Raw genomic sequence first — 20738 nt, forward strand, 5'->3', positions numbered from 1 at the left:
CAGGTCAGTGAGGAATCACCAGTCGCCGCCCAGGCCCAGCAGGCCCAAGATCTCGCGACGCAAACGCAGCAACTCGGGATGATCGCGGTGGCGCGGATACGGCAGGTCCACCACGAGATCGGCGCGCAGCCGCGCCGGCCGGTCGCTGAACACGATGACTCGGTTGGAAAGAAGCAATGCCTCTTCCACGTCGTGCGTCACCATCAGCACCGTGAAGCCGCGCGTCTGCCACAGCCGTGTCAGCTCGCTCTGCATGGCAAGCCGCGTCAGGCTGTCGAGCTTGCCCAATGGTTCGTCGAGGATCAGCAGCTTGGGATCGTTGACCAGCGCCCGCGCCAGTGACGCGCGTTGCGCCATGCCGCCGGAGAGCTGGTGCGGATAGACATGAGCGAAGCGATCGAGCCCGACCAACGCCAGTGCCTCGTCGACCCTGCTGCGTTGTTGCTTCAGGAGGCCGCGCGCCTCCAGCCCCAGCGACGCGTTGCGCCACACCGTCCGCCAGGGATAGAGCGTCGGATCCTGGAAGACCACGACGCGCGACGGATCGGGCTCCGTCACCTCCTCGCCATCGACGACGAGGTGACCGTGACGCGGCTGATCAAGGCCTGCCACCAGCCGCAGCAGAGTGGACTTGCCGCATCCGCTGGGGCCGAGCAGCGCCACGAACTCGCCCGGCGCGACGCCGAAGGAAACATCCTCCAGCACAGGCAGATCCTCGCCGTTGAGGACGAAGCCGTGATCGACTTCGCGGACATCGAGCCGGGCACCGACGATCGGCGGTGCAGTCGCGACGATTGAGCGTTCAGCAAGCGTTACCATTGGACGAGTCCCTTTTGCCAAGCGAGCAGGCGATCGCGCACACGGAAGAGAAGCGTGATCAGCGCCGAGCACATCAGCGCCATCACCAACAGCGCGCCGTACATATTGGCGTAAGCTGCCCAGCCCTGCGCCCATTGCAGATACCAACCGAGCCCCGATTTCACGCCGAGCATCTCGGCCACCACCAGCACGGCGAAGGACGAGCCCAGCCCCATGAACAGGCCGACGAAGACGTGCGGCAATGCCGCCGGGATCGCGACCCTCAGCACCAGGAAGCGGCTGTTGGCGCCGAGCGTGCGCGCCACGTCGTAGTAGGCGCTCTGCACACCCGCCACCCCAGACCAGGTGAGAACGGTGAGCGGGAACGCTGTCGCCAGGGCGATCAGGAACGTGCTGGCGGCCGCACTCGTCGGGAAGATGAAGAAGGCGAGTGGAAGCCAGGCTGTGGCAGGCAACGGCCCGACCAGGCGCATCAGCGGGTGGATCCAGTAACCCGCGCGCTTCGACCACCCCAAGGCGACGCCCGCTACGAAACCTACCGCCGCACCGATGGCGAAGCCGCGGAACAGGAGCAGCAGCGATGCCAGCAGCGATTCGCCCAGCCGCCGCCAGTCGTCGGTGTAGACCTCGACGAAGGCCTGCGGTGACGGAAAGAACGGCAGCGGCAGAAGATCGAGCTTGGCCGTCACGATCTCCCAGGCTGTCAGCCATATCGCCAGCACGATCAGCCAGGGGGCGAAACGGCCGAGCCGCGCCAGCCATGCAAACAGCCAGCCGCCAGCATAGACCGCGAGCTGCAAGGTACCGAAGGCGAGTGCCAACGCACCCAGCAGACGAGTGCGCTCCAGCTCCTGCACGTCAGGCCAGGAAAGGACGAGCGCGCCCGCCCCCAGCCAGGCGAGGCCCGCGACTGCAAGCAGCAACGCGGGACGCGGCAAAGGTTCGTCGAGCGCGGACACCCGGAGTCGGCGCGGACTTGCTTCAGCGATAGACGTCATGGTGCGCCCTCAGGACAGGACGTCGGCGGTCACCCGCGCGGCGTACTTCTGGATGTCGGTGCTCTGCTTGAACACGGCGACCTGCTTCAACTCCTCACCATAGGCCGCGATCTGGCTGCGCAGATCCGCCGCAAGCGGAGTGTGGTGATGTGTGTGGCTCTTCAGCATGGCGGCGAGCTTGTCGACCGGCGCCTTGGCATGCGGCGCAAAGATTTCCGCGGCCGCGTCGGGATTGACCGCCACCCACTCCTGCGCCTCGAGCAGGGACTGCACCAACGCGGCCGCGACCGGCTTCTCCTGACGGATCAGGGTGCCGCGCACGCCCAGCACGCAGCAGGTGCGATGGGCGAACTCGCCGCTCAAATTGTTGGCGACCTCGGTGAGCCCATCGCGCTCGCGCGCCAGCCAACCCAATGGATCGCCCTGGCAGAAGGCCTGGACTTCGCCCTTCTTCAGCGCCACGGGAAGGATGTCGCCGGGGAACACCTTCCACTCGACCTCCTTGTTGGGATCGACGCCGGCCTGATGCAGCATGATCGAGAAGAAGTTGCGATCAGGCGCGGCGAGATCGGTGACGCCGATCGCCTTGCCTTTCAGATCTGCAATCTTGGTGATGCCGCTGGCAGGCGTTGCGAACAGGCGCATGCAGCCACCGTGAATGCCGGCAGCAATCTTGACGTCGAAGCCGCCCTCCAACGGCTTCAGCCAGCGCAGCGCCATGCCCACACCAGCATCGGCCTTGGCCGTCGCGATGGCTTCGAGGAGCTGGTCGGTCGAACCACCGAAGTTGATGAGCTCGACTTCGAGATTATGACGCTGGAAGTAACCCTTCTCCTGCGCAACTGCGACACCCACGGTGCAGATCGCCGTGGCATTCCAGGTGAGCTTCAATGCACGCTTCTCAGGCAGCACGACTGGCTCACCGAACGAGGCGCGGCAGATTGCAGGATCGAGCAGATCGGTTGGCAGACCGCCGCCGAGACCGCGTTGTGCGACGACACCTGCCGGCAGAAGGGTGCCGGTGACGGCAGCAGCGCGAAGGAACGTACGCCGGGTGGGCAGACGGAACATGGGTTACTCCAGGGACACGCAGGATCGGAAGGAAACGTGAAGATGTGCGTCAGGGACGACGCAGCGCGGCGGCTTTCAGCCGCAACAGCAACGACAACAGATCGTCGTGGGGAGCAGGTTGCTCATGGCCTCTAAGATCGGGCGAGAGGCTCGCGGCGTAAATAATCTGGAAAACCAAAGATGTGCGGAGCGAAGAAAGCCTGTGCTCCAATCGTCGCGATGAACGATGGCGGTTTCCTTCTGCGCAATGCCGTCGGTCTCACCCTTCGGCGAACAATCGCCACACGTGACGCGCCAGAGGGGACTGCGACCGCACGCGGGCGATCATGGACAGCACGCGACGGCCCGGATGTATGCCACACAGCAAGGTGGCACCGCGGTCGATGGCCCAGGCTACGGCAACTACGCTCCCAAGCCAACGAGCAGGTCGAAGGTGCGGGCGTCGGCCATCTCTGGAACTACGGCGCCAACACCTGGGGTTGGGAAGACCTACACGGCGGTGGCGACCGGGACTTCAACGATCTGATCGTGCAGCTCGACTTCACCAGTGCCAGTGGTCACGGCCGGCTGGTGTAGCGCGCGGCAACGACTGAAGAGCGCTGCATAGTCGGGAAAATCACACAGCCGTCTGGCGTGGGCCTGGCGGTACCATTCGGTCATGCGCACGGACCGGTTCAGCACCGTGTCGACCGCACGTGCCGGCACGTCAGGCAGAAATTCCTGTGCCAGCACGGCGACACAGGCGCGAGCATGGGTGAGCGTACCGTGACGGTGGCGGCCACGCAGGCACGCCAACGTCACACCGCAGGCCGCAGCGACTTGCATTGCCAGCGCGTAAAGCGCGGGTGGCGGAGCTGGCAGATGAGCCTGACGGTCTCGACGAGGCCGTCGGCACCGCCTGCGCTTTCGGCCGCCGATATAGCCCTCCCCCGCCAGGACGGGCCTGGGCAAGGGCGGCTCGAGAGCAGGATCCGGGAACGATGCTCCCAGGATCTTTGAAGCAAAGTGCGGGTTGGCGGCAACGATGCGCGCCTTGCGCTCCTGCAGCCACGCGAAGTGGCCGATATCGTCTTGTCTTGGGAAGTACATATCCCAATGTTAATTGACAATTGACCAATAGTCAATTAACAATAGGCTAATGATTAACCATCGGTTAAGTCAAAATGCCCACATGTCGATATTGGGCGATGCCATCAGAGCCAGCCGCCAGGCCAAGGGCATGACACAGGCCGAGCTGGGCGAACGCTTCGGCATTTCGAAGGCGGCAGTCGCCATGTGGGAGTCGGGCAAGAATATCCCCGACCAGCGCAAGATGGCCGAGCTGACGCGCGTGCTGGAACTCGATCCTGCGGTGGCGATCGGCCTCCATGACGAGGACCCCTTGCCGCCGGCGAATGCCCGCGAAGCGCCCGGCGTGCCACGGCCGCCGGCGCGCCAGGAGATGCCGAAGGACGTGCCGGTGCTGGGCACGGTTTCCGGAGGGGATGCCGAGAATCCGGCCGATTTCGAGCTGAACGGCCAGATCGTCGACTATGTGCGCCGCCCGCCGCGCCTGATCGGCCGCGCCGACGTCTTCGCGGCCTACGTCCAGGGCAATTCGGTGTCACCGTGGCGCGAGCCCGGCCAGCTCATCTACCTGGAAGGCGCCCGCCCGCCCAGGGCCATGGACTATGTGCTGGTCGAGCTCAAACCGAACAATGGCGATGATGTGCGGCCCGCCCTGGTGAAACGTCTGCTGGCCGTCACGCCGACGCGCGTCCGCCTGCGCCAGTACACTCCTGCCAAGGATTTCGAGGTCGACCGCCGCCGCATCCTCCGCATTTTCCGTGTGCTCGACTGGGACGAACTCATGGGCGTGTAGGTCCTTGGATTGACCAGTTATCAATCCGGGATTGACCAGCGGCCTGCGGATTACGCGGCCGCTGAAGGTTCGTTCCCGCGCTACCGCCGCTCCCATGCCACCGGCTGCATCACGCCGTCGACCTCGACATGGCGGAAGCCAACGCCGTAGGCGACGTCGATCACGCCGGCGTCCAGCGCCTCGGCCGGCGGCCCATCGGCGGCAATACCTGCGTTGGCCAACACCAGGATGCGATGGGCGAAGCGAGCGGCGAGGCCGAGATCGTGAAGCACCACAATCACCGTCACACCGCGCGCCGCCTCGGCACGCAGCACGTCCATGGCCTGCAGCGCGTAAGCGGGATCGAGGCTGGCCACTGGTTCGTCGGCCAGCAGGATCGCGGCTTCAGTGGCCAGCGTGCGCGCCAGCATCAATCGTGCGCGCTCGCCCTGGCTCAGCGTGTCGATGGCGCGATCGGCCAGGGCGACGCCATCGACCCGTTCGAGGGCGCGGGTCACCGCTTCCTGGTCGGTGGCCTTCAATGGCCGGCTCAAGTCAGCGCCATGCGGCAGGCGGCCCAGCGCCACGAGATCGTGTCCGGTGAGCGGCCAGTAGACGGACGCAGCCTGCGGCAGGTAGGCGATGCGCCCAGCACGCACCGCCGATGGCAGCGCCGCGAGTGACTGCCCGTTCAGCTCGATCGTGCCCGCCTCTGGCACCTCGAGACCGACGAGATGGCGAAGAAGCGTCGTCTTGCCTGCACCGTTGGGCCCGACGATCGCCGTGAGCTGGCCTTCGGCAAACGCGATATCGATCCGGTCGAGGATCGCCTTGCCCTCGCGGCGACAAACCAATTGCCGGACGGCGAGTGTCGTCATGCCGCCAACCATGCCGCTCGCGCCTTACGTACGGCGCGCACCAGGAAAGGCGCGCCGACCAGCGACGTGACGACACCGAGCTGCAGTTCGTAGGCCGTGGGCAGCAGACGCACCGCGATGTCGGCTGCCAGCACGAGGGCGGCGCCCATCAGCATCGACGGCACGAGCGTCGCTCCCGGTCGATAACCGACCTTGGCGCGCACGAGATGCGGCGCCACCAGGCCCACGAAGCCGATCACGCCCGCGACCGATGTGGCCGCCCCCACCATTAGGCCCACGCCCAAGGTCAGGCGCAGCCCCAGCGACTTCGTGTCGGCGCCCAGGCTGCGCGCCGTGTCCTCGCCCAACGACAGCGCATCGAGCCAACGGCCGGCGCCCAGAACGATCGCGCCGCCCGCCACAATGAATGGCGTGGCGATGGCGAGATAGGAAAGATCGCGATCGACGATCGAACCGGCGAGCCAGAGCGAAATCTCCTGATAGGCGAAGGGATTGGGCGACAGTGCAAGGACCAGCGCGATGGCGGCCGCAGCGATGGCGTTGATCGCCACACCCATCAGCAACAGCGAGACCGTACCGGTGCCCGAGCGCACCGCGCTCATCAACAGAGCCACGGCGACCGACGCACCGATGATGCCGGCCAGAGGCAGGGCCAGTGTGAAGGCCGCCGCGAGCCCCGAGTAGAAGGCACAGACGGCGGCGAAGCCCGCACAAGAAGAGACGCCGATCACGCCGGGTTCGGCCAGCGGATTGCGCAGCCAACCTTGGAGGATCGCGCCACTCAGGCCCAACGCGCCACCGATCAGCAGGCCCAGGGTCGCGCGCGGGACTCGCAATTCCCACACGATCGCCCAGCCAACCTCGTTGCCGAGCCGCCACGGCCACCAGGCCGGGCCGACGGCGAGCGACAGCGCATAGAGCGCGGCGACCAACGCAACGAGCGGCAGCAGCAACGACCTGTTCACGGTCTCGCCCCCGCCAGCCGCCGCAACACTTCGAAGTTCTCCGGTCCGGCACAGACGGCGTACTTGAACGGCACTGTCACCACCTTCGCCCGCCCTTCGAGCGCCTTGAGCGCATGATGATCGACGAACTCCGTGGCGCGTGTGGGATTGATGTTGGCGCCCGTGTCGAACACCAGGAGATCAGGCTGACCTGCCAGCACGGTCTCCAGCGACATGCGACCATAGGCGGGCAGGCCGATCTCGGCCGCGAGATTGCGCAGGCCCGCGAGACCCAGCAGTTCGTCCATCAGGCTGCCCTTCCCGGTGGTGCCGCTGTTGGGCTGTAGCACCGCCGCCGTCGCGATCGGCGGCTTTGTCCAGGTGAGAGCAAGCCGTTCCGCCCGCATCTTCTCGGCCAGCACCCGTCCTTCATTTTCGTGACCCAGCGCTACTGCGATTCGGGTGATCAACGCCTCGGCCTCTTCGAGCGAGGCAGCCCATGGCACTTCGAGGATAGGCACGCCGGCGCCGCGCAGCAGGCGCTTGATATTGGCGTGGCTGGCCGCATCCATGATCACGAGGTCGGGACGGAGTGCCAGGATCGACTCGACCGTGGCCCGAACCGGCATGACCTCTCTGGCTCGATCGACCAGCACCGAGATGCGCGGATCGTGAGCAAGATAACTCACCCCCACGAGCTGGCCGGGGGCCGCGAGACGCAGGGCGATCTGGTCGAGGCAGAGATTGACGGTGACCACGCGTTGCGGCGTCTGCGCCACGGCCGGAAGACCGGCGAACATGAGGGTGAGCACGAGCAGGAGACGCTGCATCGCCTATGCCCTGCCCGCCATGACGCGCCAGTTGTCGAGGCCGCGCGTCGCCGGTGTCCAGTCGACCAGCACGGTCGCCGGCTCGGCCGAGGCATGTGCGGCGGTTAACCTGCCATCGACTGCGGCGACCGACTGCGCGCGACTGAAGTCGAGACCATCCAGCCCCGTGCGATTGCAGACGAGAACCGGCCGCGCCGCCGCCAGTGACGCCCGCTCCCATTCGCCGTTGGGCCCATGCTCGCCCGGCGCCCAGGCCGCCGACGAGACAAGCAGATCGCAGCCCAAGGCGGCCGTCTCCGCCACCAACCGTTCGGAATACATATCGGCACAGACGAAGAGGCCGAGCCGTCCCAATCCCTCCAGCGGCAGCACCGTCGCGCGGTCGCCAGGCATCGACCAGGATTCGGCGCCGACCCTCAGCACATTGATCTTGCGGTGGCGGCCGATCTCCCGACCATCGGGCGCAAAAACGGCCATGCCGTTGAACAGCGATCCGCCCTCAGCGAGCGGCGTGCCCAGCACCAGGAAGATTCCGGCTTCGCGTGCCACCCCCGAGATGCGTCGCAACATCGCTGCCTGATCGCGTTCGATCCAGTCTGTGCCGATGCGATCGCGGAAGCCGTAGCCGCTCACCGCCAACTCCGGCGTTACGACCAGCGCCGCGCCCTGCCGTGCCGCCGCGCGCACGGCTGTGTCGAGCGCGTGCATGTTGCGCTCGATCTCGCCGGGTTCAGGCGCAAGGTGCAGCAGGGCAATCGTCTGTGGAGCCATCGCCGACAAACTACCCTATGCTTCCAGGCTTCAAAACTTGGCCTTCACACCGAAGAAGGCCTGGAAGTACGGCGCCTGGAAGCCTTCCGGCTCCTCGTAGACACGGTTCAGCACGTTCTCGGCGCGGGCGAACAGTTCGATATTGGGCCGCACATCGTAAGCGGCCGTGAGCCGCACCAGCGTATAGGGCGCGGGCTGCATCGGCGCGCCAGTGACGGCGTTGAAGTCGTTGCGCTCGCTCACCTGCAGGACACCAGCGCCCAGACGCACGTTGCTCCACGGGCGCGCCACGGCGCGCACGTTGAAGACGCTCACAGGTCGGCGCGCCAGCGGCTGGTCGGTGTCGACATTGCGCGCCAGCGTGTAGGTGTAGTCGAAATGGAAGTCGAGCCAGTTGGTGATCGCCGCGTCGAGCACGAACTCGAAGCCCTGGCTTTGGGCGTTGGCGACGTTCTGCAGCGCCAGGAACGGCGGCGGGCACTGGATGAGGTTGTTGAAGGTGTTGAAGAAGTACGTGACGCTGACATTCACCTTCTTGTTGAACAGGCTCTGCTCGACGCCGGCTTCCCAGCCGCGGCTGTATTCCGGCTGGATGTTGCGGTTGCCGCCGCAGAAGAAGCCCGTGCCGTACAGCTCGAACAGCGACGGGGCCTTGAAGGCCGTGCCGTAGGATGCCTTGAGCCGGGTATCGGTCTGCCGGAACAGGTATGTCGCGCCGGCGCGCCAGGTCGAGACGGTGCCGAACGTGTCATTGAGGTCGACGCGGCCGCCCAGCGACAGGGTGAGATCGTCGAACAGCGTCGCCTTCACCTGACCATAGAGGCCGGTCTGCGCCATGGTGCCCCAGCCCTGCGCGCCGTCGGCGTTGCTGTAGGCCCAGGTGCGATCGTAGTCGACGCCGGCCAGCACCATCACATTGTCGGTGACGTTGATCTGGTTCTTGAAGTCGGCTGCCAGACGGCGGCCGTTGTAGTAGGCGTCCTGCGTGAAGGGGAGCGGGTTCTGGAAGCTCGGAAAATCCTGATCGTGACGATAGATGGTCGAATAGTTGATACCGATGGTCGGCTTCCAGCGTCCCTCGAAATAGCTGCCGTCGAACTCCAGGCGATTGAAGAACTGCTGCGTGAAGCCACCGGCATTCGGATCTTCCAGACCGACCTGGTCGTACTTCACCTGCGTGTCGATGAAGCGGCCGAAATAGTTGACCCGCGTATTGTCGTCGATCTGGAAGCCCAGCCGGCCCGCCAAGGTGACGTTGCGGTAGGGATCGTTATCGACGAAGCCGTTTTGCGGCCAGAAGCGTGCCGGCACAATCGTGTCGTTGGGCGAATAGGTAAAGGCGGCCGTGAGATTGTAGTCGAACCGGCCGACACTGCCGCGCAGGTAGCCACCGCTGTTGCTGGTCAGCCGCGTGCCGAGCTCGGTATAGGCGCCGACATTGAGCGGGCCCTTGCCGGCCTTGGTCACCATGTTGATGACGCCGCCGATCGCCTGGCTGCCGTAGAGCGTGCTCATCGGTCCGCGCACCACCTCGATGCGGTCGAGGTTCTCGGTGAGGAAGTGCGCGAAGTCGACGGCGCCATTGGGCGTGGACGGATCGCTGACATTGACGCCATCGATCAGCACCAGCACGTGGTTGGAGTTGGAGCCGCGCACGAACACCGAGGTCTGCGTGCCCGGCCCGCCCGACTGCTGGACCGACACGCCCGGCACGGTACGCAGCACGTCGGTCGCGGTGCGGAGTTGCCGGTTCTGCATCTCCTCGTTGGTGATCACCGTGACAGTGCCGGTGGTCTTGCCAGCCTCGGTCGGCACGCGGTCGGGCGTCACGACCAGCGATGGCAGCACGACATCGGCTTCGGTCTGCGCTCGCGCAGCAAGCGGAACCAGCGACGAAAGAAACACTACAGACAAGATTCGACGAATCGGCGTCATTTGACGATCTCCCCGACAGCACACGCACAAGGCGCGTCACCGCTCGGTTGACCGTCCCAATGGATCATCCCGTCCATCGGAAGAGCGACGCTATCGCCGGCAGGTCTTCTGGCTTGCGGGTCGTTGCTTCTGCCTGTCTTCCCAGACCGCGAGGTCCAGTGACGTGCGGGCAGTCGCTCGCCGCTTACAGCTGCGGGTACAGCCGCCGATTGGTCCCATAAGGACTGCACGGCGTTCCCTTTTCACCTCCGGTTAAGGAGGACCGTCGATACTCAATCGTTACGCACATCGAGTCTTTGCGTCAAGACGATGGCAGCCAGCGGCGTTGTCGCTGACCGATGCGAAAGCCGATGCGCTCCGTCCGCGTCGCGAGATCGCGCTCAGTGGCTTGGCCTTCGCGGACCGCCTGTTTGCCTCTCGACAGAACGGGATCGCCGTAGCGCTCCAACAGCGCCTGAAACGCCTCGTAGCGCGACATGTCGAAACCGATCGGTTCGCCCTCATGATCGTCGCCGGCCCGCTGCAACGGGTGCGCCGGATAAAGCGTCATGCCGGCAAAGTAACCCTCGGGCACGGGAACGGTGGCGGCATGGTTGCGGCGCAACGCGAGCAGCTTGGCGCGCACATGGGTATGCGGACCTGGCGGTGACTTGCCGTCGGCTGGCGGCACCTTCTGATAGACCTCGACGCGTCCGAGCCGGCAGCGAAAGACACGATGCGGGCTAAGCTCGGGCAAGCGGTGCAGGAAAGCATGGCCGTGTGTGAACAGCGGGTGGCCGCAAATGCTGCGAAGCAGTGCCACTGTTTCCGGCTCGGCCGAACGCACGCAGATTTCCGTGTTTCGTCCGCCAAGGCCCAGGTCGAAAAGGATGGCGTCGCGATCCTGCTCGCGGACAGCATCACGATCAGGCCCAAGCTCCGTCACGATCGCGCGCCCACTCATGCGCGCCATAGCGTCGGGCAAACAGAGTGCCACGCCCTGGCCCCAAGTCATGCATTTGCTCACGGTCTCGTAGGCGACGGGGCGTAGGCCCGGCAGCCGTTCAATGTGGATCGCTCCACGATCCGTCGCCGCCGCAATGGCGGGCGATGTGACGATCGTAACAGGCTCTTCCTTGTCGCGATGGAATTCGGCGACAGCACCGAAACGGCCGGCCATCCAGCTCGAGTCTGGATTATTGATGTGTTCGGCGAGCAGGTCATACGGCATGGCAGGGCTCTTCGCGGCTTCGAATTGAGGCGACCAGTAGATCATCGAAGTCCAACGGAGAAGATCAACCTCGCTTGACCGCAGCCGTTGCCGGCCTTAACGAGGACGGCATCGACGGTCCCCCTTAACCGGGGGCGAACAGGGAATGCCGTGCCGCTCCCTTCTTTGGAGCCAATCGGCAGCTGTACCCGCAGCTGTAAGCGGCGAGCGAATGCCCAGATGTCACTGGACCTCACGGTCTGGGAAGACGGGCAGGAGCAACGACCCGTGAGCCAGAAGACCTGCCGGCGATAGCGTCGCTCTTCTGATGGACGGGATGATCCATTGGGACGGTCAACCGAGCGGTGACGCGCTTAGTGCGAACCGTTTGGGAGATCGTCCGATGACGTCGATCCGTGAAGTCTTGCCTGCGCGTTTTCCGGAAACCCTCGCTTCAGACAGCGAGGCCAGCCGGTTGCAACGTTATGCCTCGACACTACCTTCTGCCGCGGCGCCAGAAGCGTTGGTGCCGACACCGACGTTGAACACGTCCCTGCCCTTTCGTCGCGGTGGTTTCTCAAGTCTCTGCGAAGCGCTCGACTATGCCGCTCGCGGTGAAACCGGTCTCAACTTCTTCGATGCACGCGGCAAGCTCTTGAGCCGCCTGTCCTATGCCGATCTCAGTGTGCAGGCACGACGCTTCGCCTGCCGGCTGATCGGTGCCGGCATTGGCCGCGGCGAACGGCTGGTGATCGTGGCTGATACCTGGCCAGGCTTCTGCGTTGCCTTCTTCGGCGCGCAATACGCCGGTGTGCTGCCCGTGCCGGTCGCGGTGCCGGTCGGTTTCGGTGCCAAGGAAAGCTACATCGCCCAGCTGCGTCGCCAGATCGTGGCGGCCGGTGCCATCGGCGTCGTAGCGCCCGATGATCTCGTGGGCTTTGCCGAAGCAGCGGCCATGGGCACCTGGGCACGCTTCATCGGGCCGATGTCGTTCTTTGATGCCCTGCCCGAAGCACCTGTCGAGTTGCAACCGTTGTCGGCCGGTGAGCGCTGCTACATTCAGTTCTCCTCGGGCAGCACGCGCGCGCCGATGGGTGTCGATATCCGCCAGGACCAGCTCATGGCCAATATCGACGGCTCGATCGCGCGTCAGGAACTCGACGAACACGACGCCGGCGTGAGCTGGCTGCCGCTCTATCACGATATGGGCTTGATCGGTTTCGTGCTGGCGCCGATGTGCGCGCAGCGCAGCGTCGACCTGCTGGCGCCGCGTGAGTTCGCCCGTCGACCGATGCAGTGGCTGTCACTGATCTCGCGCCGCCGTGCCACCATCACCTACAGCCCGGGCTTCGGCTACGACCTGGTGGCGCGCCGCGCCCAGGCGCAGATGCCTGGCGACATCGACCTCTCCTGCTTGAAGCTGGCCGGCATCGGCGCCGACATGATCCAGCCCGCCGTGCTGCGCCGCTTCGCCGAGACTTTCGCCTCGCGGGGCTTCGACGCGCACGCCTTCATGCCGAGCTACGGCATGGCCGAAGTCTGCGTTGGCTTGACCTTTGGCGGACGTTTCACCGGTTTCCGCACCGACACATTCGGTGATCGCGAGTTCGTCTCCTGCGGTCGGCCAATGGATGGGCATCGCGTGCAGGTCCGCGGCGAAAGCGGCATGCCGCTGGCCGAGCGCCACGTCGGCCGCATCTTCGCCAACGGTCCCAGCGTCATGCCCGGTTATTACCTGAAGGCCGAGGAGAGCCGCGCAGTGCTCGACGACGGCTGGCTCGACACAGGCGATCTCGGTTACTGGTCCGAGGGCGAGCTGGTGATCACCGGCCGTGCCAAGGACCTGATGATCGTCAACGGCCGCAACATCTGGCCGCAGGACATCGAATGGGCGGTCGAAGCGCTGCCGCGCCTGCGCCGCGGCGACGCCTGCGCCTTCTCGCTCGAGGCCACTGATGGTGGAATTGAGGAAGTCGTTGTTCTGGTCCAGAGCTTCCCTGCAGAACCCGACGAGACCAACGCGCTGATCGGCAATATTCGCCAGGTCGTGAAGGAAACCGCCGGCGTCGACTGTCGTGTCGAGCTGGTTTCGCGCCAGATCGGCCTGCCGCTCACATCGTCCGGCAAGCTCAGTCGTACGCAAGCGAAGACGCGATTCCTGAGCGGCGCGTATTTGCGTCCTTCCACACCGTAAGACAAAGGCAAACCGCAGACAGGAATCGGGGGATAGAAAGGGTCGACCTCGCGGCTCGGCACGCTACTATGCAGCAGGGGACCACGTGCGATCGTCGCCAGGAGACCGCATGTCGTCCCGTCGTTTCAAGTTTGCCACCATTGCTGTCTTCGCAGTCGCTGCCGTCACCGCTCTTGCTCTCGGTGGCGCAACTGCGTGGGTATGGAACGAGCCGGGCACTCACCCCTTCTTCCGTTTTGGCCTGCCGGCTCTCCTCGCCTGGCTGCTCATTGCGACCGCGCGGCTCGCCCTCGGCTTGCGGCGCCTGCACGTCGAAAGCAGGCCTGCCGCTCTCGACCCGCTGACGGCCCTCGCCGCATCGCCCAAGATCAAGCCGGACACGGCGCTGCGCGCCACCTGTCCCGATGCCGAGTTCTACCAGCAAATCGTGCTGCCACCCGAGCCTGGTCGCCGTAAGCGCCGCATTGCCCAGCGTATCGGCCTCCCCGATGGCCGATATCGCTATGTCGTGGCACCACGTCGTCGTGGTGGTGTCACCACGCCGGCGTCTTCCGTGTTATCTTCCTCCACAGTGAGGCAAACGGGTAACCCAGGGCGGCAAGATGATCCGGTGCGTACGGATTTGGACGGGTGAGGACGAGAATTCCCATTTCGAGGAAGGTTCCATCGAGCTGACGCCGGGAACGCATGGCGACCTGCTCAGCGGCAAGGTCGGCACCTCTACGGCCTCCTTTCAGGAAACCAGCGCCGGCGGCACGCTCGCCTGGCATACAGCGCCGGTCCGCCAGCTCGTGATCACCTTGAGCGGAACGCTCAAATTCCAGACGCGCGGCGGCAACCACTTCGTCCTGACGCCGGGCGACATCCTGTTGGCCGAGGACACCGCCGGTGGCGGCCATACCTGGAAACTGGTCGACGACCAGCCATGGCGCCGGCTCTACGTCGTGCTGGCCAAGGACGCCGTCGTGCCCTTCAAGCGCGTGCAACAGAAATAGAATCCCGGGAGACTGCAATGGCAGACAATCAGCCAGACGACGCCGATGTCGTCCTAGTCGGCGCGGGGATCATGAGCATGACCCTGGCGACCTTCCTGAAAGAGCTCCAGCCGCATCTCCGGCTCGAGATCATCGAACGCCTGCCGGGTGAAGCACAGGAAAGCTCGGCCGCCTGGAACAATGCCGGTACCGGCCACGCCGCCAACTGCGAGCTGAACTACACGCCGCAGCGGCCTGACGGCAGCGTCGACATCGCCAAGGCGCTGGAGGTCAATGTCGAGTTCGACATGTCGCGCCAGTTCTGGTCGTACCTCATCCGCAAGGGTGCAATCTCGTCGGCCGACGCCTTCATCCATCCGGTGCCACACATGAGCTTCATCACCGGCGCCGACCGTGTCGCGTTCCTGAAGAAGCGCCACGCCACGATGAGTGCCCATCACTGCTATCGCGGCATGGAATATTCAGAGGACCACAAGCAGATCGCCGAGTGGGTACCGCTGATCATGGAAGGTCGCGATCCCAGCCAACCGGTTGCCGCGACGCGCATGATCACTGGCGCCGACGTGAACTATGGCGCCCTCACCTCCGCCCTGCTCGCCTATCTTCGCCGCCAGGACGGCTTCGACATCCATTTCAATCACGAGGTGACCGACCTGCACCGCCGGTCGGATGGCGGCTGGCAGGTCGATGTGACCGATGAGAAGTCCGGCGAGAAGCGCCGCATCGGCGCCAAGTATGTCTTCCTCGGTGCCGGCGGCGCAGCCATCTCGCTCTTGCAGAAGTCGGACATCCCCGAAGCTCACGGTTTCGCGGGTTTCCCGGTGAGCGGCATCTGGCTGCGTTGCGGCAAACCCGAGATCGCCGACCGCCACGACGCCAAGGTCTACGGCATGGCCGCGACCGGCACGCCGCCGATGTCCGTGCCACATCTCGATACCCGCATCATCGACGGCAAGCGCTGGCTGCTGTTCGGTCCCTATGCCGGCTTCTCGACCAAGTTCCTGAAACACGGCTCGCCGCTTGACCTGCTAAAGTCGGTGCGGCCGGACAATCTGCTGCCTCTCTTGGCCGTGGGACGTGACAACTTTCCGCTCGAGGAATATCTCGTCGGCCAGGTGCTGCAGAGCGACAGCCATCGCTTCGAGGCGTTGCGCGAGTTCTATCCCAGCCTGGACGAGAAGGACTGGGAGTTCGACGTCGCCGGCCAGCGCGTGCAGATCATCCGCAAGGACGCGCTGCATACCGGCAAGCTCGAGTTCGGCACCGATATCGTGCATTCCGCCGATTCGAGCATCGTGGCGCTGCTCGGCGCGTCACCCGGCGCCTCGACCGCGGTGTGGATCATGGTTCACATGCTGGAGAACTGCTTCCACAAGGAGCTCGTCGGCCACTGGGTGCCCAAGCTCAAGGAGATGATCCCCTCCTACGGCCACGACCTGAAGACGGATGCCGCTCTGGTCGAGCGCGTGCGCCAGGAAACTGCCGAGGTGTTGGGCCTGCGCACCGTCTGACGGGTTCCGTGACCGACGCCCTCCCCGTCCTGCTGCGCTTCGGCGCGATGATGCTGCGCGCGGGCGACACGGCCTTCCGCGTGCGCCAGGCCATGGACTTGCTGGCAACCCGACTCGGCGTCGAGCGGCTGGCGCTGCACATTACGCTGGGCGGCATCACCGCAACGGCCTGGCAACAAGGCCGCGCCACGACACTGGCGATCGAGATCGCACCGCCGGGTATCGATGCCGCGCGCATTTCAGCTCTCGAGACGCTCGCCCATCACACCCCCTCGAACCTCACGCCTGCCGTCCTCAACACCGAGCTCGATCGCATCGAAGCCAAGGGACCCCTGCATTCCATCACGACGGTGGCGATCGCCATCGGGCTCGCTTCAGCCGCCTTCTCCTACCTCAACGGCGGCGACGTGCTGGGCACGGCGGCGGCAATGGTTGCCGGCGCAACCGGGCAGGCGGTGCGCGCACTGCTCTTTCGCCGACGGCTCAACCAGTATGCCGTCAGTGCCTTCGTCGCCCTGCTGGCCTCCGGCCTCTACTGCCTTATCGTGTTCGCGGTTGCAGGGCGCAGCTTTTCGGCAGCCCATGCGGTGGGCTTCATCTCGTCCGCCCTCTTCCTGGTGCCGGGCTTCCCGCTGGTCGCTGCCCTGCTCGATCTGGTGCAACACCAGACCACCGCCGGCATGGCGCGTCTCTTCTATGCGTTGATGATCCTGTTGGCGGCAGCCTTCGGCCTGTCGGTCGTGGCCGGCATCGCGAGCCTGCCGTCGGTCCCAGCACCAGCGCCAGGCCAGGGCATCGAGCCGATGAGCCTGCTGTGGCGGGCGATTGCGAGCTTTGCCGGCGGCTGCGGCTTTGCCCTGCTCTACAATAGCGGGCTCCGCATCGTGCTGGCGGTAGGTCTCTTGTCGCTGGCCGGCAACGAACTTCGACTGGCGCTGCACGATCTCGGCATGAATCTGCCACCTGCCACTTTCCTGGGCGCATTGGTCGTCGGGCTGCTCGCATCGCTGGCGCGCGCTACCCTGCACGTTCCCCGGATCGTCCTCACGGTGCCCGGCATCATCATCATGACGCCCGGCATCTATGCCTTCCGAACCATCGTACTCCTGAACCAGGGCGAGGTGCTGGCCGCCGTCGAGGCCGGTGCCATCTGCTGCTTCGTGGTGGGCGCGATGGCACTGGGCCTGGCCGCCGCGCGATTTGCGACGGAACGGCACTGGATGGTCGAGAGGTAAACCCGTCCCCTTGCCACCCGCCTTCTACGCTAGGCCTTCGCCACGTAGGGATGCACCATCTTCGACGGATCGACGACGCGGTCGAACTCGGCCTCGGTCACGAAGCCCAGCTTCAGCGCGGCCTGCTTCAAGGTCAGGTCGTGGTCGGTGGCATAGTGGGCGATCTGCGAGGCCTTGTCGTAGCCGATCACCGGCGCCAGCGCCGTCACCAGCATCAACGAACGGTCGACATACTCCTTGATCTTCTTGAGGTTGGGCTTAGTGCCCTCGATCAGGTACTTGCGGAAGTTGTCGCAGCCGTCGGTCATCAGGGTGATCGAATGGGCGATGTTGTAGATCATCAGCGGCTTGTAGACGTTCATCTCGAGGTAGCCGCCGGCGCCGCCGAAGCCCACCGCCACGTCGTTGGCCATCACCTGGACGGCAATCATGGTGAGCGCCTCGGCCTGGGTCGGATTGACCTTGCCCGGCATGATCGACGAGCCGGGCTCGTTCTCGGGGATCTCGAGCTCGGCAAAACCGGCACGCGGGCCGCAGGACATCAGCCGGATATCGTTGGCGATCTTGTAGAGCGAGACCGCGAGCGTGCGAAACGAGCCCGAAAGTTGCACCAGCGCATCGTGCGCGCCCTGGACGGTGAACTTGTTGGGTGCGCTGACGAAGGGCAGCCCGGTAAGCTTGGCGATCTCTGCGGCACCCGCCTCGGCGAAGCCGGGGGCCGCATTGATGCCGGTGCCGACCGCCGTGCCGCCCAACGCCAGATGATAGACGTCCTTCAGCGCATCCTGGATGCGCCCGACATTGTCCGACAGCATGCCGGCATAGCCTGACCACTCCTGCCCCAAGGTGATGGGCGTCGCGTCCTGCATATGGGTGCGGCCGATCTTGACGATGCCGTCCCATTCCTTTGCCTTGGCGGCGATCGCGTCGTGCATCGCCTTGACCGCGGGCAGCAGCCGCTCCGCCGTGTTCACGGCGGCGGCGATGTACATGACCGAGGGGAACGTGTCGTTCGAGGATTGCGACATGTTCACGTGATCGTTGGGATGGACCGGCTTCTTGGAGCCGAGCGGCGTCCCGGCAAGCTCGCAGCAGCGATTCGAGATCACCTCGTTCACGTTCATGTTGAACTGCGTGCCGCTGCCGGTCATCCAGACATGCAGGGGGAACATGTCGTGATGTTGACCCGCCAGGATCTCGTCGCAGGCCTGCAGGATCAATTTGTGCGCCGTAGCGTCCAGCCGTCCGTCGGCATGGTTGGCGATGGCGCAGGCCTTCTTGAGCGTCGCGTAGGCCGTGATCATCTCACGCGGCATCAGATCTCGACCGATGCTGAAATGCTCCAGCGAGCGTTGGGTCTGCGCGCCCCAGAGCTTGTCGGCTGGAACACTCACCTCGCCCAGGCTGTCGGTTTCCTTGCGAACATCAGCCATCCGGGCACCTCCTGATTGGACGAGGCAACACTAGCATAGCCCACGCGGATGAAAGCTAATCGTGCGCCCCTTTGCGCCGTAGGGACTTGATCGTGCCATGCCGCTTCTTGTCATCGACACGCCGGCGCTTGCTGGCCTTGGTCGGCTTGGTCTTCTTGCGCGGGATTGGCGGACGAGCGGCCTCTTTGATCAGCTCGATCAGGCGGGCGAGCGCCTCCTCGCGATTGCGGAGCTGACTACGCTGGCCCTGCGCCACCAGGACCAGCACCCCCTCCCGCGTCAGCCGCCGCCCCGCCAATCGCTCGAGCCGCTGCCGCACGGCTTCGGGTAGCGAGGGTGAGTGCCGCACGTCGAAGCGTAGCTGCACGGCTGTCGAGGTCGTGTTCACGTGCTGGCCGCCCGGCCCGGCAGCGCGCACGAAGCTTTCCTGGATTTCGGACGGATCGATGCTGAGGCCGCCGGTGATCCGCAGCGGCGCGGTCCCGGCGGCGACGGTCATTCCTTGCCGCCGGCGCGGCGCAGCATGGCATCGACAGCGCCGCGATTGTTCTGTTTGGCGTAGCCCAGGGCGGAGCGGCCAGTGAAGTCACGCATGTTGGGATCGGCCTTCTTGTCGAGCAGCAGCTTGACTATATCGGCATAGCCACGCCCCGAGGCGATCATCAGCGCCGTCTGTCCCTGGCGATTCTGCGGGCGTGTGCTGGCGTTCCGCCGCAGCAGGATCTCGACGATGTCGACGTCGTTCTTCTCGGTCGCTCGCATCAAGGCCGTGTAGTTTTCGCGATCGATGCTATCGACGATCGCTCCACCCTTCAGCAGGGTTTCGACGACGGGGATGGAGCCAGACTGCACGGCCACGATCAGCAGCGGCGTGCCGTTATTGGCCGTTTGATTCGGATTCTCATTCTTGAGCAGCGCTTGGCGCACCTTTTCTTCGTCACCCTCGAGCACGGCCTTCACGATCGGTTTCGGGGCGAAGATGTCCGTTTGCGCGAAAACGGTGCCGGCGGGCAAAGCCGCGAGCGATGCAACGAAACCACAAACGAACGCACGGCGAATCATCACTTCCTCCCGACTATGGCTGGCGTGTTTCCTGGTAGCGGACTTCGATACGGTCCCAGATTTGTGCCTCCAGCGAGACGCCATCGAAACGATTGATCTGCTGAAGGCCAGTCGGCGACGTGACATTGATCTCGGTAAGGTAGTCGCCAATGACGTCTATGCCGACGAAGATCAGCCCACGCCTCGCGAGTTCCGGCCCAATCGTCTCGCAAAGCTCGATGTCGCGCTTGGTGAGCGATGCCTTCACCGCCTTGCCACCGACATGCATGTTGGAGCGTGCCTCGCCGGCCGCCGGCACGCGATCGATGGCGCCGACCGCCTTGCCGTCGATCAGGATGATCCGCTTGTCGCCCTTGCGCACCTCCGGCAGGTAGCGCTGGGCAATCACCGGCTCGCGGCTCTTCTGCGAGAACATCTCGAGCAGGGACGCAAAATTCTCGTCATCGGGCCGGACACGAAAAACGCCGGCGCCGCCGTTGCCGAACAGTGGCTTCAGGATGATGTCCTTGTGCTCGTCGCGGAACTCGCGAATGGCGCGCACGTCGGAGGTGATCAGCGTCGGCGGCATCACGCCGTCGAAATGCGTGACGTAGAGCTTTTCCGGTGCATTGCGAACGCTCGCCGGATCGTTCACCACCAGGGTCTTGGGATGCACATGCTCCAGGAGATGCGTTGTCGTGATGTAGGACATGTCAAACGGCGGGTCCTGGCGCAGCAGCACGACATCGACCTTGGAAAGGTCGAGCATCTCAGGCGCGCCCAGAGTGAAGTGATTGCCCTTCTCGCGCCGGAGCTTCATCGGCTGGGCGCGCGCCATCACCTTGCGATCGCGGAAGATCAGGTCTGGCGGCGTATAGTGCCAAACCTCGTAGCCGCGGCGTTCCGCCTCCAGCCCCAACACGAAGGTCGAGTCGCCGTCGATGTCGATCGTCGACACATGGTCCATCTGGATGGCGACCTTGAGCTTCATGAGATTTCCTTGCGCAATCGATAAGGAAGATGGGCAGCGATGACGCCGGGAGCGTCGCAGGCT

At 64.9% G+C, this 20738-nt stretch carries 21 protein-coding genes and 2 riboswitches; of the genes, 7 read left to right on the plus strand and 14 right to left on the minus strand.

Features of this window, described 5'->3' with window-relative positions; all coding sequences use genetic code 11:
- Positions 1-15: 15 nt before the first annotated feature.
- The 3 genes from EPO50_RS28045 to EPO50_RS28055 are packed head-to-tail and all read right to left on the minus strand — an operon-like array spanning position 16 to position 2888.
- Positions 16-819, minus strand: a complete 804-nt coding sequence (locus tag EPO50_RS28045) for an ABC transporter ATP-binding protein (protein ID WP_296349787.1) — start codon at positions 817-819, stop codon at positions 16-18.
- Entirely contained in the window at positions 813-1817 is a 1005-nt protein-coding gene (locus tag EPO50_RS28050; RefSeq protein ID WP_296349789.1) for an ABC transporter permease, read from the minus strand. Before EPO50_RS28050 ends, EPO50_RS28045 begins: the two co-directional genes overlap by 7 nt.
- A gap of 9 nt (positions 1818-1826) precedes the next feature.
- Positions 1827-2888, minus strand: coding sequence for an ABC transporter substrate-binding protein (locus EPO50_RS28055; RefSeq protein WP_296349791.1), 1062 nt, complete (start codon positions 2886-2888; stop codon positions 1827-1829).
- Positions 2889-3107: 219 nt separating this feature from the next.
- On the opposite strand from EPO50_RS28055, the gene EPO50_RS31600 reads away from it, so the two are divergent.
- On the plus strand, positions 3108-3464 hold the full coding sequence (locus EPO50_RS31600) for a DUF4114 domain-containing protein (protein WP_367268069.1): 357 nt from the start codon (positions 3108-3110) through the stop codon (positions 3462-3464).
- Here the strand turns inward: EPO50_RS31600 and EPO50_RS28060 are convergent.
- Complete coding sequence (locus tag EPO50_RS28060; protein ID WP_296349793.1) at positions 3378-3713, minus strand: hypothetical protein; 336 nt, start codon at positions 3711-3713, stop codon at positions 3378-3380. The two genes, EPO50_RS31600 and EPO50_RS28060, sit on opposite strands and share 87 nt — an antisense overlap.
- Before the next feature lie 346 nt (positions 3714-4059).
- On the opposite strand from EPO50_RS28060, the gene EPO50_RS28065 reads away from it, so the two are divergent.
- Positions 4060-4749, plus strand: coding sequence for an XRE family transcriptional regulator (locus EPO50_RS28065; RefSeq protein WP_296349794.1), 690 nt, complete (start codon positions 4060-4062; stop codon positions 4747-4749).
- Between the two features lie 80 nt (positions 4750-4829).
- On the opposite strand, the gene EPO50_RS28070 is transcribed toward EPO50_RS28065, so the two are convergent.
- From EPO50_RS28070 to EPO50_RS28095, 6 genes are all read right to left on the minus strand, one after another.
- A complete protein-coding gene (locus tag EPO50_RS28070; protein WP_296349796.1) occupies positions 4830-5606 on the minus strand; it encodes an ABC transporter ATP-binding protein in 777 nt (258 codons plus the stop codon).
- Positions 5603-6571, minus strand: a complete 969-nt coding sequence (locus EPO50_RS28075) for an iron ABC transporter permease (protein ID WP_296349797.1) — start codon at positions 6569-6571, stop codon at positions 5603-5605. Before EPO50_RS28075 ends, EPO50_RS28070 begins: the two co-directional genes overlap by 4 nt.
- Positions 6568-7380: an ABC transporter substrate-binding protein gene (locus EPO50_RS28080; RefSeq protein WP_296349799.1), complete on the minus strand. Its 813-nt coding sequence runs from the start codon at positions 7378-7380 to the stop codon at positions 6568-6570. Before EPO50_RS28080 ends, EPO50_RS28075 begins: the two co-directional genes overlap by 4 nt.
- Positions 7381-7383: 3 nt before the next feature.
- Positions 7384-8151, minus strand: coding sequence for a carbon-nitrogen hydrolase family protein (locus tag EPO50_RS28085; protein ID WP_296349801.1), 768 nt, complete (start codon positions 8149-8151; stop codon positions 7384-7386).
- 30 nt (positions 8152-8181) lie between these two features.
- Positions 8182-10086, minus strand: coding sequence for a TonB-dependent siderophore receptor (locus EPO50_RS28090; protein ID WP_296349804.1), 1905 nt, complete (start codon positions 10084-10086; stop codon positions 8182-8184).
- A gap of 80 nt (positions 10087-10166) precedes the next feature.
- Positions 10167-10368: riboswitch (cobalamin riboswitch) on the minus strand.
- Between the two features lie 19 nt (positions 10369-10387).
- Entirely contained in the window at positions 10388-11296 is a 909-nt protein-coding gene (locus EPO50_RS28095; RefSeq protein ID WP_296349806.1) for a hypothetical protein, read from the minus strand.
- 98 nt (positions 11297-11394) lie between these two features.
- A riboswitch (cobalamin riboswitch) is annotated at positions 11395-11600 on the plus strand.
- Between the two features lie 78 nt (positions 11601-11678).
- Between EPO50_RS28095 and EPO50_RS28100 the strand changes: the two genes are divergently transcribed.
- The 5 genes from EPO50_RS28100 (at position 11679) to EPO50_RS28120 (ending at position 17210) form a co-directional block, all read left to right on the plus strand.
- Positions 11679-13469 carry a fatty acyl-AMP ligase gene (locus tag EPO50_RS28100; protein WP_296349808.1) on the plus strand — a complete coding sequence of 597 codons (1791 nt, stop codon included), beginning with the start codon at positions 11679-11681 and terminating at the stop codon, positions 13467-13469.
- A gap of 109 nt (positions 13470-13578) precedes the next feature.
- The gene (locus EPO50_RS28105) at positions 13579-14103 is read left to right on the plus strand and encodes a hypothetical protein (RefSeq protein WP_296349810.1); all 525 of its coding nucleotides are present in this window, start codon (positions 13579-13581) and stop codon (positions 14101-14103) included.
- Positions 14072-14464 carry a hypothetical protein gene (locus EPO50_RS28110; RefSeq protein ID WP_296349812.1) on the plus strand — a complete coding sequence of 131 codons (393 nt, stop codon included), beginning with the start codon at positions 14072-14074 and terminating at the stop codon, positions 14462-14464. The genes EPO50_RS28105 and EPO50_RS28110 overlap by 32 nt, the downstream gene beginning before the upstream one ends.
- A gap of 17 nt (positions 14465-14481) precedes the next feature.
- The gene (mqo, locus tag EPO50_RS28115) at positions 14482-15975 is read left to right on the plus strand and encodes a malate dehydrogenase (quinone) (protein WP_296349814.1); all 1494 of its coding nucleotides are present in this window, start codon (positions 14482-14484) and stop codon (positions 15973-15975) included.
- A gap of 8 nt (positions 15976-15983) precedes the next feature.
- Positions 15984-17210 carry a threonine/serine exporter ThrE family protein gene (locus EPO50_RS28120; RefSeq protein WP_296349816.1) on the plus strand — a complete coding sequence of 409 codons (1227 nt, stop codon included), beginning with the start codon at positions 15984-15986 and terminating at the stop codon, positions 17208-17210.
- A 29-nt stretch (positions 17211-17239) separates the two neighbouring features.
- Here the strand turns inward: EPO50_RS28120 and fumC are convergent, their stop codons facing one another.
- The 4 genes from fumC to gshB are packed head-to-tail and all read right to left on the minus strand — an operon-like array spanning position 17240 to position 20675.
- A complete protein-coding gene (gene fumC, locus EPO50_RS28125; protein ID WP_296349818.1) occupies positions 17240-18643 on the minus strand; it encodes a class II fumarate hydratase in 1404 nt (467 codons plus the stop codon).
- 55 nt (positions 18644-18698) lie between these two features.
- Positions 18699-19142, minus strand: coding sequence for an alternative ribosome rescue aminoacyl-tRNA hydrolase ArfB (gene arfB / locus EPO50_RS28130; RefSeq protein ID WP_296349820.1), 444 nt, complete (start codon positions 19140-19142; stop codon positions 18699-18701).
- The gene (locus tag EPO50_RS28135) at positions 19139-19705 is read right to left on the minus strand and encodes an ankyrin repeat domain-containing protein (RefSeq protein WP_296349822.1); all 567 of its coding nucleotides are present in this window, start codon (positions 19703-19705) and stop codon (positions 19139-19141) included. Before EPO50_RS28135 ends, arfB begins: the two co-directional genes overlap by 4 nt.
- A gap of 13 nt (positions 19706-19718) precedes the next feature.
- Complete coding sequence (gene gshB, locus EPO50_RS28140; RefSeq protein ID WP_296349824.1) at positions 19719-20675, minus strand: glutathione synthase; 957 nt, start codon at positions 20673-20675, stop codon at positions 19719-19721.
- Between the last annotated feature and the right edge of the window lie 63 nt (positions 20676-20738).

The sequence above is a fragment of the Reyranella sp. genome (assembly GCF_004297405.1).
Taxonomy (GTDB): domain Bacteria; phylum Pseudomonadota; class Alphaproteobacteria; order Reyranellales; family Reyranellaceae; genus Reyranella.

Bases quoted from the DNA above. Each gene is read 5' to 3' on its own strand.
- EPO50_RS28045 (WP_296349787.1), bottom strand. From the start codon at position 819: ATGGTAACGCTTGCTGAACGCTCAATCGTCGCGACTGCACCGCCGATC.
- EPO50_RS28050 (WP_296349789.1), bottom strand. From the start codon at position 1,817: ATGACGTCTATCGCTGAAGCAAGTCCGCGCCGACTCCGGGTGTCCGCG.
- EPO50_RS28055 (WP_296349791.1), bottom strand. From the start codon at position 2,888: ATGTTCCGTCTGCCCACCCGGCGTACGTTCCTTCGCGCTGCTGCCGTC.
- EPO50_RS31600 (WP_367268069.1), top strand. From the start codon at position 3,108: ATGAACGATGGCGGTTTCCTTCTGCGCAATGCCGTCGGTCTCACCCTT.
- EPO50_RS28060 (WP_296349793.1), bottom strand. From the start codon at position 3,713: ATGCAAGTCGCTGCGGCCTGCGGTGTGACGTTGGCGTGCCTGCGTGGC.
- EPO50_RS28065 (WP_296349794.1), top strand. From the start codon at position 4,060: ATGTCGATATTGGGCGATGCCATCAGAGCCAGCCGCCAGGCCAAGGGC.
- EPO50_RS28070 (WP_296349796.1), bottom strand. From the start codon at position 5,606: ATGACGACACTCGCCGTCCGGCAATTGGTTTGTCGCCGCGAGGGCAAG.
- EPO50_RS28080 (WP_296349799.1), bottom strand. From the start codon at position 7,380: ATGCAGCGTCTCCTGCTCGTGCTCACCCTCATGTTCGCCGGTCTTCCG.
- EPO50_RS28085 (WP_296349801.1), bottom strand. From the start codon at position 8,151: ATGGCTCCACAGACGATTGCCCTGCTGCACCTTGCGCCTGAACCCGGC.
- EPO50_RS28090 (WP_296349804.1), bottom strand. From the start codon at position 10,086: ATGACGCCGATTCGTCGAATCTTGTCTGTAGTGTTTCTTTCGTCGCTG.
- EPO50_RS28095 (WP_296349806.1), bottom strand. From the start codon at position 11,296: ATGCCGTATGACCTGCTCGCCGAACACATCAATAATCCAGACTCGAGC.
- EPO50_RS28100 (WP_296349808.1), top strand. From the start codon at position 11,679: ATGACGTCGATCCGTGAAGTCTTGCCTGCGCGTTTTCCGGAAACCCTC.
- EPO50_RS28105 (WP_296349810.1), top strand. From the start codon at position 13,579: ATGTCGTCCCGTCGTTTCAAGTTTGCCACCATTGCTGTCTTCGCAGTC.
- EPO50_RS28110 (WP_296349812.1), top strand. From the start codon at position 14,072: ATGATCCGGTGCGTACGGATTTGGACGGGTGAGGACGAGAATTCCCAT.
- mqo (WP_296349814.1), top strand. From the start codon at position 14,482: ATGGCAGACAATCAGCCAGACGACGCCGATGTCGTCCTAGTCGGCGCG.
- fumC (WP_296349818.1), bottom strand. From the start codon at position 18,643: ATGGCTGATGTTCGCAAGGAAACCGACAGCCTGGGCGAGGTGAGTGTT.
- arfB (WP_296349820.1), bottom strand. From the start codon at position 19,142: ATGACCGTCGCCGCCGGGACCGCGCCGCTGCGGATCACCGGCGGCCTC.
- EPO50_RS28135 (WP_296349822.1), bottom strand. From the start codon at position 19,705: ATGATTCGCCGTGCGTTCGTTTGTGGTTTCGTTGCATCGCTCGCGGCT.
- gshB (WP_296349824.1), bottom strand. From the start codon at position 20,675: ATGAAGCTCAAGGTCGCCATCCAGATGGACCATGTGTCGACGATCGAC.